At 65.1% G+C, this 14,153-nt stretch carries 12 protein-coding genes; 10 read left to right on the top strand and 2 right to left on the bottom strand.

The window, feature by feature from the left end; translation table 11 throughout:
- Positions 1-144: 144 nt before the first annotated feature.
- From ACOZ4H_RS01945 to ACOZ4H_RS01915, 7 genes are all read left to right on the top strand, one after another.
- Positions 145-333 carry a DUF7554 family protein gene (locus tag ACOZ4H_RS01945; protein WP_424327726.1) on the top strand — a complete coding sequence of 63 codons (189 nt, stop codon included), beginning with the start codon at positions 145-147 and terminating at the stop codon, positions 331-333.
- A 39-nt stretch (positions 334-372) separates the two neighbouring features.
- Positions 373-882: a 2'-5' RNA ligase family protein gene (locus tag ACOZ4H_RS01940; protein WP_424327725.1), complete on the top strand. Its 510-nt coding sequence runs from the start codon at positions 373-375 to the stop codon at positions 880-882.
- Between the two features lie 188 nt (positions 883-1,070).
- Complete coding sequence (locus ACOZ4H_RS01935; protein WP_424327724.1) at positions 1,071-1,493, top strand: PPC domain-containing DNA-binding protein; 423 nt, start codon at positions 1,071-1,073, stop codon at positions 1,491-1,493.
- Between the two features lies 1 nt (position 1,494).
- Positions 1,495-5,136: a DNA polymerase II large subunit gene (locus tag ACOZ4H_RS01930; RefSeq protein ID WP_424327723.1), complete on the top strand. Its 3,642-nt coding sequence runs from the start codon at positions 1,495-1,497 to the stop codon at positions 5,134-5,136.
- A gap of 120 nt (positions 5,137-5,256) precedes the next feature.
- Positions 5,257-7,323 (top strand): PAS domain S-box protein, encoded by a 2,067-nt coding sequence (locus ACOZ4H_RS01925; RefSeq protein WP_424327722.1) that lies wholly within the window; start codon positions 5,257-5,259, stop codon positions 7,321-7,323.
- Positions 7,316-8,359, top strand: a complete 1,044-nt coding sequence (locus tag ACOZ4H_RS01920) for an ATP-binding protein (protein WP_424327721.1) — start codon at positions 7,316-7,318, stop codon at positions 8,357-8,359. The genes ACOZ4H_RS01925 and ACOZ4H_RS01920 overlap by 8 nt, the downstream gene beginning before the upstream one ends.
- Positions 8,360-8,416: 57 nt before the next feature.
- A complete protein-coding gene (locus tag ACOZ4H_RS01915; protein ID WP_424327720.1) occupies positions 8,417-8,632 on the top strand; it encodes a hypothetical protein in 216 nt (71 codons plus the stop codon).
- A gap of 34 nt (positions 8,633-8,666) precedes the next feature.
- On the opposite strand, the gene serA is transcribed toward ACOZ4H_RS01915, so the two are convergent.
- Positions 8,667-10,253, bottom strand: coding sequence for a phosphoglycerate dehydrogenase (gene serA, locus ACOZ4H_RS01910; RefSeq protein ID WP_424327719.1), 1,587 nt, complete (start codon positions 10,251-10,253; stop codon positions 8,667-8,669).
- A gap of 148 nt (positions 10,254-10,401) precedes the next feature.
- Positions 10,402-10,569: a DUF7556 family protein gene (locus tag ACOZ4H_RS01905; protein WP_424327718.1), complete on the bottom strand. Its 168-nt coding sequence runs from the start codon at positions 10,567-10,569 to the stop codon at positions 10,402-10,404.
- 373 nt (positions 10,570-10,942) lie between these two features.
- Between ACOZ4H_RS01905 and ACOZ4H_RS01900 the strand changes: the two genes are divergently transcribed.
- From ACOZ4H_RS01900 to ACOZ4H_RS01890, 3 genes are read left to right on the top strand one after another with little or no spacing between them, the layout of a single operon-like run.
- Positions 10,943-11,788: a CBS domain-containing protein gene (locus ACOZ4H_RS01900; RefSeq protein ID WP_424327717.1), complete on the top strand. Its 846-nt coding sequence runs from the start codon at positions 10,943-10,945 to the stop codon at positions 11,786-11,788.
- Positions 11,785-13,521 carry a glycine--tRNA ligase gene (gene glyS, locus ACOZ4H_RS01895; RefSeq protein ID WP_424327716.1) on the top strand — a complete coding sequence of 579 codons (1,737 nt, stop codon included), beginning with the start codon at positions 11,785-11,787 and terminating at the stop codon, positions 13,519-13,521. Before ACOZ4H_RS01900 ends, glyS begins: the two co-directional genes overlap by 4 nt.
- Positions 13,522-14,121 (top strand): dolichol kinase, encoded by a 600-nt coding sequence (locus tag ACOZ4H_RS01890; RefSeq protein WP_424327715.1) that lies wholly within the window; start codon positions 13,522-13,524, stop codon positions 14,119-14,121.
- Positions 14,122-14,153 lie beyond the last annotated feature (32 nt).

Raw genomic sequence — 14,153 nt, 5'->3', positions numbered from 1 at the left:
ATCCCCTCGGTAGGTATATCGTTTATTGCCGATTGTGTGACCTGATACTCAGCGGCCTTACATCCCATGCCGTTCGGTGGTCGGGGCTGAATCGCCAGCCCCATGGCCACAAGGGGTTTGCCCCGCGAGGGAGTCCTGTCGGGCATGGATAGAGCCAAACTTGACGTTGACACCCTGCTGAAGATTGTCCTCGTCCTCATCGTGGTCTGGCTGGTGCTCGAAGTACTCGATACAGCACTCGGGCTGTTGACTGGCCTGCTCGGCATACTACAGCCGTTCCTCGGCGTGATCCTAGTCGTCCTCATCGTCCTGTGGCTGCTCGACCGGCTGTAGGACCGCGCTCTTTTTGCCCGCAGCGGGCGAGCGCCCACTGTGTACAGCATCAACGTCCCGCTCCCGTCGGCAGTCACGTCGCTGGCGACCGACCTCGCGGCCGACCTGCCGCTCGCACAGCGTCGGGGACGGGGCGAGCACACGCTGGTCGCCAAGCGACTGGGTGACGGCGACCACGCGGCCTACGCGCGGCTGGAAGCGCAGGGTCGTGAGGCGCTTCGCGGCCAGCCGGCATTCGAGGCGAAGGTTTCGGGCGTCGAGCAGTTCGAGACGGCCGTGACCGGTCCGTCGCCAGTGGTGTATCTCGCCGTCGAGAGCCCCGGACTGGTCGCCCTGCACGAGCGACTCTGCGGGCGGTTCGACCCCGTCGACGAGATGGAGGGCGACGCGTACGTCCCGCACGTAACCGTCGCCCGCGGCGGAGACCGCGCCGCGGCCGCGCGGCTGGTCGAGCAGGATATCGAACCGATCCGGTGGACGGTCGACGAACTCTCGTTCTACGACGCCGACCGGAGCCAGCCGGTCAGTCGGGTGTCGCTACCGGCGTAGCGCTGGTCGGTCGTCTGGCCCGGCGCAATAGCGAACAGGCGGCACGCGTCGGTCCCGGCGCGGTGTGCCGCGCAACCGCGAACCGCGCAGGGTCGTGGCTACGTCACAGCGGCGGTGGGTCCGGCTTCGGATATAAACGGTTGGACCGAAAGCAACGCTTTTGGAGCGGCCTGTCATCCACTACAGATATGGATTACCGCGAAGTCGACAGTACGTCCGAGTTCGTCTGCCGACTGGAGCACGGTGCGGACTGGCGCGCCCAGATCGAGGCCTTCGCAGACGAACAGGGCATCGACGCCGGCTTCTTCTACGGGCTTGGGGCGGTCCAGGACGCGGAACTCATGTTCTACGACCAGGACCGAACCGAATACGACTCGCTAACCTTCGACGAACCGCTGGAAGTCGCCGCCTGCATGGGCAACATCTCGCATCTCGACGGGGAGCGGTTCGCCCACACCCACGCCGTTCTCTCGCGGCCCGACGGCGAAGCGGTCGCCGGCCACCTGAACGCCGGCACCGTCTGGGCGGGCGAGCTGTACGTCCGCGGGTTCGACACGGAGCTCCAGCGAGAACACGACGAGCCGACCGACCTGGACCTCTGGAACATCTAAGATGCGGGAGGCCGACGAACAGTACTTCGAAACGCTCGAAACCCAGCTTGAGTCCGCCTTCGACGTCGCCGAACGGGCCAAAGAGCGCGGCGGCGACCCGAAGCCGGAAGTCGAGATCCCGACCGCGCGCGACATGGCCGACCGGGTCGAGAACATCCTCGGCATCGACGGCGTCGCCGAGCGGGTCCGAGAGCTAGAGGGCGAGATGTCCCGCGAGGAGGCCGCGCTGGAACTGGTCGAGGACTTCGTCGAGGGGACCGTCGGCGACTACGACAGCCGCGAAGGGAAGGTCGAGGGGGCGGTCCGGACCGCCGTCGCCCTGCTGACCGAGGGTGTTGTCGCCGCCCCAATCGAGGGCATCGACCGGGTCGAATTGCTGGAAAACGACGACGGGACAGAGTTCATCAACGTCTACTACGCCGGCCCGATTCGCTCCGCCGGCGGGACCGCACAGGCCCTCTCGGTGCTGGTCGCGGACTACGCCCGCGCGCTACTGGGCATCGACCAGTACAAGGCCCGCGACGAAGAGATTGGCCGCTACGCCGAGGAGATCGACCTCTACGACAAGGACACCGGCCTGCAGTACTCGCCCAAGGAGAAGGAGACGAAGTTCATCGCCGAGCACATGCCCATCATGCTCGACGGCGAAGCGACCGGCGACGAGGAAGTCTCGGGCTATCGGGACCTCGAACGCGTCGACTCCAATTCACCTCGCGGCGGGATGTGTCTCGTGCTGGCCGAGGGGATTGCCCTGAAAGCACCGAAGATCCAGCGCTACACCCGGAACTTGGACGAGGTCGACTGGCCGTGGCTGCAGGACCTCATCGACGGGACCATCGGCAAGGACGAGGCCGCCGACGAAGAGGACGACGCAGGCAGCGACGACGCGAGCGAAGGAGCCGACGACGACGCCGGAGACGAGGGTGACGAGCAGGCTGGACCGCCGCGCGTCGAACCCGCCGACAAGTATCTCCGGGACCTCATCGCCGGTCGCCCGGTGTTCTCCCACCCGTCGAAGGCGGGCGGGTTTCGGCTTCGCTACGGGCGGTCGCGCAACCACGGCTTCGCCACGGCAGGCGTCCACCCGGCGACCATGCATCTGGTCGACGATTTCCTCGCGACCGGCACGCAGATCAAGACCGAGCGGCCGGGGAAAGCCGCCGGCGTCGTACCGGTCGACACCATCGAGGGACCGACGGTGCGCCTGGCCAACGGCGACGTGCGCCGTATCGACGACGCCGAGGAGGCACTGGAAGTCCGCAACGGCGTCGAGAAGATACTCGACCTCGGCGAGTACCTCGTCAACTACGGGGAGTTCGTCGAGAACAACCACCCGCTCGCGCCGGCCTCCTACACCGTCGAGTGGTGGGAACAGGACCTCGACGCCGCGGGCGCGGACGTGCAGGCGATGCGGGACTCGCCCCACATCGATCTTGCCGACCCGAGCGCCGAGGAAGCCATCGAGTGGGCGACCGACTACGACGCGCCGTTGCACCCGAAATACACCTACCTCTGGCACGACGTGAGCGTCGACCAGGTGTGCGCGCTCGCCGACGCCGTCGAGGACGCACGGGTCGCACAGACCGACGGCGCGTACGCCGACCCGGAGGTCGACGGCACAGCGGGCGAGACGTACAGCGACGACGGCGCACTCGTCCTGCCCCGTACCGACGCCGTTCAGGAGACGCTGGAACACCTGCTCGTCGAGCACACCCAGCACGAGGACACGATTACGGTCACCGACTGGGTGCCGCTGGTGCGGACGCTGGGGTTCTCCCGGTCGCTGGAGCGCGACTGGACGCGCGAGGACCTCTCCGAGCACGCCCGGACCTACGGCGACAGCGAGTCACTCGACGCAATCGGGGTTGCCGAGGACGCCGAGCGCGAGGACGGCCAGAACGCGATCAAAGCGGTCAACGAGATCGCGCCGTTCGAGGTTCGGGAGCGCGCCCCGACCCGCATCGGCAACCGAATGGGTCGCCCCGAAAAATCCGAGCGGCGGGACCTCTCGCCGGCCGTCCACACGCTCAGTCCCATCGGCGAGGCCGGCGGCGCACAGCGGGACGTTGCCAAGGCGACGAAACACGCCGACGGGATGAGCGACACGCCCGGCCACGTCGAGGTGGAAGTCGCCCGCCGGCGCTGTCCCGACTGCGGGACCGAGACCCATCAGGCTGACTGTCCCGAGTGCAGCGGGACCACCGAGCCGGTGTACGTCTGCCCCGACTGCGAGGCCGAGGTCGAACGCGACGAGTCCGGCCGCGCGGAGTGTACGCGGTGTGAGACGCTCGCCTCGCCGACCCAGTACAAGGTGCTCGACCTGCAGGAAGCGTATCGGGACGCCCTGCAGAACGTCGGGGAACGCGAGACAGCCTTCGAACAGCTGAAAGCCGTCAAGGGCCTCACCTCCGAGGAGAAGGTGCCGGAGCCGATGGAGAAGGGCATCCTCCGGGCGAAACACGACGTGTCTGCGTTCAAGGACGGGACGGTCCGCTACGACATGACGGACCTGCCGGTGACCGCAGTGCGGGCCTCGGAACTGGACGTCTCCGCCGAGCGACTCCGGGGGCTGGGCTACACGGAGGACATCCACGGCGACCCGTTGACCCACGACGACCAGCTGGTCGAGCTGAAGGTCCAGGACATCGTCCTCTCGGACGGCGCGGCCGAGCACATGCTCCAGACCGCTCGCTTCGTGGACGACCTCTTGGAACAGTACTATGGCCTGGAGCGGTTCTACGAGTTCGACGACCGCGAGGACCTCGTCGGCGAACTCGTGTTCGGGATGGCCCCCCACACCAGCGCGGCGACGGTCGGGCGCGTGGTCGGCTTCACCTCCGCCGCCGTCGGCTACGCGCATCCGTACTTCCACGCCGCTAAACGGCGGAACTGCGACGGCGACGAAGACTGCGTAATGCTCCTGATGGACGGCCTCCTGAACTTCTCGAAGTCGTATCTCCCGAACCAGCGCGGCGGGCAGATGGACGCGCCGCTGGTGATGTCTTCGCGGATCGACCCCAGCGAAATCGACGACGAGGCCCACAACATGGACATCATGGAGACCTACCCGCGGGAGTTCTACGAGGCCACCCGCGAGATGAAAGACCCGACCGAGGTCGAGGGCATCATGAAGATCGCCGAGGAGACGCTGGGGACCGACCGCGAGTACACCGAGTTCCGCCACACCCACGACACGGCGAACATCGCCGCCGGGCCGGACCTCTCGGCGTACAAGACCCTCGGATCGATGGAGGACAAGATGGACGCCCAGCTTGAGATTTCCCGCAAGCTCCGGGCCGTCGTCGAGAGCGACGTGGCCGAGCGCATCATCGAGTACCACTTCCTGCCGGACCTCATCGGGAACCTCCGGGCCTTCTCCAGACAGGAGGTCCGCTGTCTGGACTGCGGGGAGTCGTTCCGGCGCGCGCCGCTGACCGGCGACTGCCGGGAGTGTGGCGGCCGGGTCAACCTCACCGTCCACGAGGGGTCGGTCAACAAGTACATCGACACGGCCATCCGCGTCGCCGACGAGTTCGGTGCCCGCGACTACACGAAACAGCGGCTCAAGATTCTCGAACGGAAAATCGAGTCGGTGTTCGAGAACGACCACAACAAACAGTCAGGCATTGCTGACTTCATGTAGGACGGTCGCGCGGGCGGAAGGGTACGTGTTCGCGTCTGCATTTAAAATTGGTTCGTGTTCTCAGTTCCTTGCAATCCGAGCGAAGTATATTATGAATACTGATAGAAGGCGAGGCAAAGGATGGACCGAGACGTGCTGGTCATCGACGATTCAGTCGACCGCCAGGTGTACGAGAGAGGCCTCAGCCCGGGATACAGCTACACGCTGGCCGAGACAGCAGACGAAATCGCGTCCTCGTTTGCTCGGTCGGACATCGTTGTCTACGACCATGGACGGGCGGGGATAGCGTTTCAAGAACTGAAAGAGACGGTACAGAACACTGACGCATCGCATTACGTGATTGTCGTGACCGGGGCGGAGCCGACGCCGGAGCTCCTGCCGCTCCCGTGTGACGATTACCTTCGGAAGCCGGTCGACGGGGCGACGGTCGGGCAGGCAGTCGACCGGGCGATGGCGCTCCCGAACGGTGACCTCCGAGAGGCGATGTCGCTAACGCGAAAAGTACACGCGCTTGATTCGGCCCAGTCGGGTAGCGAACTCGAGCAGAGCCGGGCGGTCCACGACGCGCGTCGGCGGCTCCGCGAACTCGCGAGGCCGGAGGTCCTGTGTGAGATCGAGCGGATTGACGCCGATGTCCTCTCCGCTCACCTCGACCTGATACGGGGGGCCACTGACGAGCGGCAGGCGCCGCGGGCCGACGGCGGAAAGACCGGCGGCACCCGTCTGGAGAACGAAGATATCAGTCCATGGAAGTTCCGGGAGGCGGTCGAGAGCGCAGGCCATGCCGTGGTGTTCACGGACCGTGACGGCGTCATCGAGTACGTCAATCCGGCGTTCGAGGAGTTGACCGGGTACGCCGCGTCCGACGTCATCGGCCACACGCCGCGGGTCCTCAAGTCGGGTGAACACGACGACGCCTTCTACGAGAGCCTGTGGGACACCATCGGTGCCGGCGATGTCTGGCGGGGCGAACTGGTCAACGAGCGTCCCGACGGTGAGCGCTACGTCATCGAACAGACGATTGCGCCGCTTCCACGCGGCGGCAAGCCGCGCGGCTACGTCGCTATCAACACGGATATCACCGAAAAGCGGCGGCGTGAGGAGAAAATAGAGGCGCTACACGAGGCGACACGGGACCTGCTCAGCGCTGACAGCCCGTCGGCGGTTGCCGCCGAAGTCGGCGCGGCCATCGAATCGATTCTGGAGTTCCGTATCAACGTGATCCGGGTCCTTCGAGACGGGGAACTCCAGCCGGTTCACGTCAACGACAAGGCCGAGGAGTTGCTAGCGGAGCGGCCGACATACGACGTCGGCGAGGGGTTCCCCGGCAAGGTCTTCGAAGAACAACGGGCGAGAATCTACACGGATATCCGTGACCACGACGGCGGCACAGCGCTTGAACCGGTCGTCTCGTGGCTGTACGTCCCAATCAGCGATTACGGCATCATCAGCGTGGGACAGACGAACCCGGACGCGTTCGATGAGACCGACCTGAACCTCGTCCAGATCATTGCGAGCAACGCGGAAATCGCCTTGCAGCGGTTGCAAAAGGAGCGGGAGCTACAGCGGGAGAACGAACGGCTCGAACAGTTCGCAAGCACCGTCTCACACGACCTCCGGAACCCGCTACAGGTCGCCAAGGGGACGCTGAGCCAGCTCGATGAGTGTCCCCCCGGAATCGACCGGATGCGCCAGGCCCACGAGCGGATGGAAGAAGTCATCGAAGGCGTGTTGACCCTGACCCGGCAGGGGAATCGCGTCGAAGACCCAGCACCGGTCGACCTCAGTGCGGTCGCGCGTGCCTGCTGGACCCACGTTAGCTCCTGTGAGACCGAACTGGTCGTCGAGGCTGACAGTATCATCGTCTCAGGGGATGACACCCGTCTCAAACACCTCTTCGAGAACCTGTTCCGGAACGCCGTCACACACGGACAGGCGTCGACCGTCCGTGTCGGGGCACTCGACAACGGGTTCTACGTCGCCGATGATGGAGTCGGTATCCCCCCGGAGGACCGCGACGGAATCTTCGATAACGGCTACACGACAAGTGAGGACGGCACGGGGCTTGGCCTGACAATCGTCGAGGAGATCGCGCACGCACACAACTGGGCCGTGTCTGTCACAGAGAGCGAAACGGGTGGTGCCCGATTCGAGTTCGTCGCTGCCAACCAGTACAGGGATGAGTGAAACAGAGGGCACGCGCTTCGAGGCGCTGTTTGAACACACCGACGACGCTGTCGCCGAGGTGGAGTTCGTCGACGGGGAGCCGATACTCCGGGCAGTGAATCCGGCGTTCGTCGAGCTGTTCGGTGTTGACAGCGAACAGATACGCGGGGAGCCACTGACCGAGTATGTCTCGGCAATCGAACACCGGGATGCCGGGACGGAGCGCGAGGACAGACCGGCCGATACCCGACTGCAGCAGGGGTCAGTCACGGGGCAGACAGCCGCAGGTACCGGGCAGTTGTACTGTCGGGTCGTCCCGACGACGGCGGGGCGAGCGCTGGCGATGTACACCGATCTGACCGAAAGACAGCAGCGGGAGCAACACCACCAGGTGCTTCACCGTGTACTGCGTCACAATCTCAGAAACAAGCTCGTTCCCCTGCTTGACGGAACGGAGACGCTGTCGACGGAACTCTCGGGCGACCTCGGCCGGCAGGCGTCCCTGATGGCAAGGGCGGCGAGGGAACTGGCCGAACTGAGCGAGATGGCCGGCAAGATGGAGTACGTGATGGACTCGGCCGCGACGACGGAATCACGGACGGACATCATCGAGAGCGTGCGGTCTGTCCTCGAGGAGTACGACGACACCGCGATAGATTCCCTTTCCGTCGAGGCGTCCGAGGCGGTGGTCGCCGCCGACGACCGGCTGGAAATCGCGCTGGCACAGCTCATCGAGAACGGAGTCAAACACACGGACGGGGAGCTGTCGGTTACGGTTCGGCGCGAGCAGGCGGAAGCGGTAGTCGAGATCAGCGACGATGGCCCGGGGCTGCCGGAGAACGAGTGGGCGGTGCTGTTCGGCGACGAACCGATAACGCAACTCAGACACAGCACCGGTCTGGGGCTGTGGCTGACGAAGTGGATACTGGACTGTCACGGCGGGGAACTCTCCTATAACAGGCGCGACGGGCGAACGACGCTCACGCTTCGGGTGCCACTCGCCACGGAAGTCACTGTCGCCGGAGACGACCGGAGCCGGATCTCTCAGGGCGACTGACGGGCGCGTGACAGCCGTCCGACGGGTGTTTTTGCCTGTGGCGGTCCTGTCACGGGTATGGCCTCGTCCCGCGATTCAGCGCCGTTCATCGACTCCGGGGACCGGTCGGGGACCCCGTTACCATCGCCCCGACAGACGCCCAGCACGATCTATCAGATTCAGATCGCGCTACTGCGCTCGCAGGTGGCAACACTGGAAACCGCGCTCGAACAGGAGCGCGAGCACCGCCAGGCCGTCGTCGACCGGTACGAGCGCCTTATCGACGGCAAATAAACCGCAACTGGCTGTCGGAAAATGCCGCTACGTGTTACTCGTCGCCGAGTTCGACGTAGGTCGTCTCGATGATGCGGCTGTCGGCGTTGAGCCGCTCGATGATGTCCTGTGGCGGCTGCTCGTCGAGGTTGTAGACGGACAGGGCCTCGCCGCCGATGGTCTCGCGGCCGTTGAACATCCCGGCGATGTTGATGTCGGCCTCGCCGAGCACCGTGCCGATGAACCCGATGGTGCCCGGCTCGTCGCGGTTGCGGACGACCAGCATGTGGCCGTGGGGGACCGCCTCGATACGGTGGTCGTCGATGCGGACGATGCGGGGCTCCTCGCCGCCGAACTGGGTCCCACAGACGGAAACGGACTCCTCACCGTCGGAGACGGTGACGGTGATGAGGCTCTGGTAGTCCTCGGAAGTTCGGGTCTTGGACTCGGTCACGTCGATGCCCCGGTCTTGAGCGATCTGCGGGGCGTTGACGGCGTTGACCTGGAGATCCGAGGGCGCGAACACGCCCTTCAACGCGCTGGCGGTGACGTACTCCACGTCCTCCTCGGCGATGTCGCCCGCGTAGGTGACCTGGACTTCGGACATGTGGCCGCCGAACAACTGGACAGCGATGCGGCCGGCGGTGTCGGCGAGGTCGAGGTACGGCCCGACCTGTTTGAACGTCGCTTCGTCCAGCGACGGCGCGTTCAGCGCGTTGGCGACGGGCTGGCCGTTGGCCGCGGCGATGATCTGGTCGGCCGTGGAGGTGGCGACGTTCTCCTGTGCCGCCTCCGTCGACGCGCCCAGGTGGGGCGTGACGATGATGTCCTCGACGTCGAGCAGCGGGCTGTCATCGGGCAGGGGTTCCTCGCCGAATACGTCGAGCGCTGCGCCCTTCAGGACGCCGTCCTCGACGGCCTCGGCCAGGGCCGGTTCGTCGATGATGCCGCCGCGGGCGCAGTTGACGACGTAGCCGCCTTCGAGTTCAGCGAGCTCTTCCTCGCCGATCATATTCTCCGTCTCGGGGGTCAGCGGCGTATGGATCGTGATGAAATCGGACTTCGCGAGACAGTCGTCGAGGTCGTCGACCAGCTCCGCGCCGAACTGGTCGGCGCGCTCCTGGCTGATATAGGGGTCGAAGGTGACGATGTCCATGCCCAGGCTACCAAGCCGCTTGGCGACCTGCTGGCCGACGCGGCCGAATCCGACGACGCCCAGCGTCTTGTTGTTGACTTCCGTACCCAGGAACTCGCCTTTGGCCCATTCGCCGTTCTTCAGGCGGTCGTGGGCTTGCGGAATGGAGCGTGCGGTCGCAAACGCCATCGCGACAGAGTGTTCCGCGGCGGCGCGGACGTTGCCCTCGGGGGCGTTGGCGACGATGACGCCGTGGTCGGTCGCGGCGTCGATGTCGATGTTGTCCACGCCGATACCGGCCCGGCCGACGATGATGAGGTCCGGCGCAGCCGCAAACACCTCCTCGGTGACTTCGGTGCCCGAGCGGACGATGAGCGCGTTCGCGTCGGCCACCGCATCGAGGAGCGCGTCGCCCTCGACCTCGTAGGCTGTTTCGACATCGTGGCCCGCCTCACGGAGTCGGGTGAGACCGGCGTCAGCGATAGGATCCGTAACGAGTACCTTCATATCGAGTCGAACTTACTGGGGCGGCATAACGCTTGTTTTCTCCGCCCGAGCGAGTGCACACGATCACTCGATACGGAACAGCCGCGCCGCTGATAGGGTATCCCGCTGGATGGAACCGTTCGGCAAAAACGAACCGACAGACAGCGACCTATCGCCAGGCCGGCAGTGAGGCAGCGTCCGAGAGCGGCGTTGTGAGATAGGCGTCGTCTCGGGTCACGTCAGCGACGATGAACTGGTCCGTTGGACCCTCTTCGACGGACGCCATGATGTCTCCGTCCGCGGCCATCTCAACCGGAGCGACAGTATCCGACTCCATGCATGATAATATGTAACAACCCTATAAAAATTTAGCGAAACCCGTAGAGGGGAAGACTACAGGCCTCGGCCAACAGTCTGACAATAGTTCTATTCCTGTCAGGATAGCCATAAACAGGTCCGAAGGCTAGCATGGTTAAAGCCTTATATCTCAACCATCAGACTTCGAAGCGATGATTTCGCTCAGGTCCGAATATCGTGGATTAATATGGCAGCAGACGTATTTGTTTTCGAGACGGCACTGTCCCTCGGTTTCTGAGACAGCGCCAGCCCGGTCTCCGGTGACGGTCGAGAGCCGTCCAGCGTGCTACCCGGGTGCCGAAAACGAACGGATGTTAAGGACTTAGTAGATGCGGGAAGGAAGTTCTGGCAGTATGAACGTCGCAGACGCTATGACGCCACGCTCGGAGGTCGTCACGGTCACCATTCCCGGTACCCGTGATGACGCACTGGAGTACCTCCAGGAGCAGGCCTTCTCGTCGGTCCCGGTCATCAAGGAGACCGACGAGGGCGAGGAGTTCAGAGGTATTATTTCACGCGATGCGCTCATCGAGAGTCCGGACGAGGACCAACTTGCGCTGCTCGTCGAGGAAGTCCCGGCGATCAGCGGGGACACGTCTATCGAGGCTGCCGCACAGGTGATGGTCGAGGACGGCGAGCGCCGCCTGCCAATCGTCGACGGCCAGCTCAAAGGAATCATCACGGTGACCGACGTGATTCGGTCCATCGCCAACGGCGACGTCGACGGCGACCAGATCGTCGGCGACCTCGCCAACCGAGACATCAACTGCGTGTACGAAGGCACGCCGCTGACCGTCGCCGAACGGGAGCTCTCCCACGCGAACGTCCCCTACGGCGTCGTGCTCGGGGACGACGGCGACATGTCGGGGATGCTCACCGAGGTCGACATCATCGCGGTCGCCCGCGTCGTCGAGGGCGAGGACGACACCGGCGACTCCATCGCCAACCAGGACGACGACTGGGCCTGGGAGGGGATCAAGGCCGTCGGCGGTCGGTACATGCCCACCCGCAACGTCGAACTCCCGGCCGAACCCGTCCGCGAGTTCATGACCGGCGACGTCGTGACGGTGAACAAGCGCCGCACCGCCGAGGAGGCGGCACAGCTGATGATCGAACACGACATCGAACAGATCCCGCTGCTGTCGGGTGACGAACTCACCGGCATCGTGCGTGACATCGACCTGCTGCGAGGCCTATGAGCGAAGGCGAACGTCTCACCGAGCTGGCCAAGCGTCGCGGCTTCTACTTCCCCTCGTCGAGCGCCTACGGCGGCGCGGCGGGCTTCTGGACCTACGGGCCACAGGGCGCTGCCCTGAAATCGAACATCGAGGACGCCTGGCGGGACCGCTACGTCGTCAAGGAAGGCCATCAAGAGATCTCCGCCCCCGACGTGATGCCCGAGCCCGTCTTCGAGGCGTCGGGCCACCTCGACGGTTTCGACGACATGATCGTCGAATGTGGCGAGTGCGGTGCGACCCACCGCGCGGACCACCTCGTCGAGGACAACACGGACATCGAGGAGGCCGAATCGCTCCCCAACGAGGAGGTGATGGACCTCATCGCCGAGCACGGCATCGAATGTCCCTCCTGTCACACCTCCCTGGCCGACCAGCCGGTCGACAACTTCAACCTGATGTTCGAGACCAACATCGGTCCGGGGTCGTCGTCGCCGGGCTATCTCCGTCCGGAGACCGCACAGGGCATCTTCGTGGAATTCCCGCAGCTCTCCGAGTACGCCCGGAACCAGCTTCCCTTCGGCGTCGCCCAGATCGGGAAGGCCTACCGGAACGAGATCTCCCCGCGGAAATCCCTCGTCCGCGTCCGGGAGTTCACCCAGGCCGAACTCGAGCACTTCATCGACCCGGAGGAAGACGAGCCGCCGCTGGCCGAGGTAGCGGACGTGACGCTCCCGCTGTACTCCGCCGCGGCACAGCAATCCGAGGACGGCGGCCAGCGCGAACTCACGGTCCGCGAGGCCGTCGACGAGGGCGTCGTCGAGAGCGAGTGGGTCGCCTACTATCTGGGCGTCTCCAAGGAGTGGTACGAGCGCATCGGCGTCGACATGGACCGCTTCCGGTACCGCCAGCACCTGGCCGGCGAGCGCGCACACTACGCCTCCGACTGCTGGGACGCCGAGAGCGAGGTCGACGGCGACTGGATCGAGATCACAGGCTTCGCCTATCGGGGCGACTACGACCTCTCGAAACACGCCGAGCATTCCGGCGAGGATTACACGGTGTTCAAGCAGTACGACGAGCCGATCACCGTCGAGCGTGCGACCGTCGACCCCGACATGAGCTATCTCGGGCCGGAGTTCGGCGGTGACGCCGGCGCGGTCGCCGACGGGCTCGAAGCGCTGGCCGAGCGGAATCCGGACGCGTTCGACGGTGACGAGGTTACCGTGGAGGTCGACGGCGAGTCCCACACCGTCCCCGTCGAGGAGACGAACTTCAGCGTCAACGAAGTCACCGAGAACGGCGAACACATCCGCCCACATGTCATCGAACCCTCCTTCGGCGTGGGCCGCATCATCTACACCGTTCTCGCACACGCCTACGAGACCGACGAGGTCGACGGCGAAGAACGGACATACCTCGATCTCCCGCCGGAGCAGGCTCCGACCACGGTCGGCGTCTTCCCCCTGATGGACAAGGACGGGATGGCCGACCTCGCCACCGATATCGCCGACGACCTCCGGGCCGCCGGCCTCTCGGTCACCTACGACGACTCCGGGGCCATCGGGCGGCGCTACCGCCGGCAGGACGAGGTGGGGACGCCTTACTGCGTGACGGTGGATTACGAAAGTTTAGAGGACGACGAAGTCACGGTGCGCGAGCGCGACACGACCGAGCAGAAACGGCTGCCTATCGACGGGCTCGCCGACCGGCTCGAACAGCTCGCAAGCGGTGACCTCACCTTCGGCGACCTGTAGATGGCCGACGAGGTATCCCGGCGGCTCGTCCACGTCACCGGCGCGACAGTGCCGCTCGCGCATCTGCTTTGGCCGGACCTGATCACGTGGCGCGTCGTCCAGGGGTTCCTGGCCGTGGCGCTGGTCGTCGTCCTGATTCTCGAAGCGGTGCGGCTGACGACCGGGCTGGACTGGGTGGTGTACGACCGGCTCACACGCGAGTACGAACAGGACAACCCCGCCGGCTACGCGCTGTACATCGTCGGGATTGCCATCGTCGCCTTCGCCGTCGAGCTCCCGAGTATGACCGAAACGGTCGCCGTCCCAGCGATGTTGATGCTTGCCATCGGCGACCCCATCAGCGGCCTGCTGGGCTCGACTGATGCCAGCAATGTCAAACAGGCCTGGGTGCTGCTCGTGATGTTCGGCGTCTGCACGCTCCTTGCGGCCCCATTCGTTCCGCCTGCCGCCGCAGTGCTTGGCGGCATCGCGGCCACCTTCGCCGACGGCGTCAAGCCGCGCATCGCGGGCTACGTCGTCGACGACAACTTCTCGATTCCGGTGCTTGGCGCACTGGCGATGTGGGTCGGCGTCCAGTACCTACCCGGGCTCAGCCTCTAAGGCCGTCCGTTCACTTTCACCGCGGTATCTGA

Origin of the sequence: Haloarcula amylolytica (assembly GCF_049705545.1) — an archaeon.
GTDB lineage: Archaea > Halobacteriota > Halobacteria > Halobacteriales > Haloarculaceae > Haloarcula > Haloarcula amylolytica_B.
The sequence above is the reverse complement of the archived record's forward strand: the minus strand, read 5'-3'. Positions and strand labels throughout refer to the sequence as shown.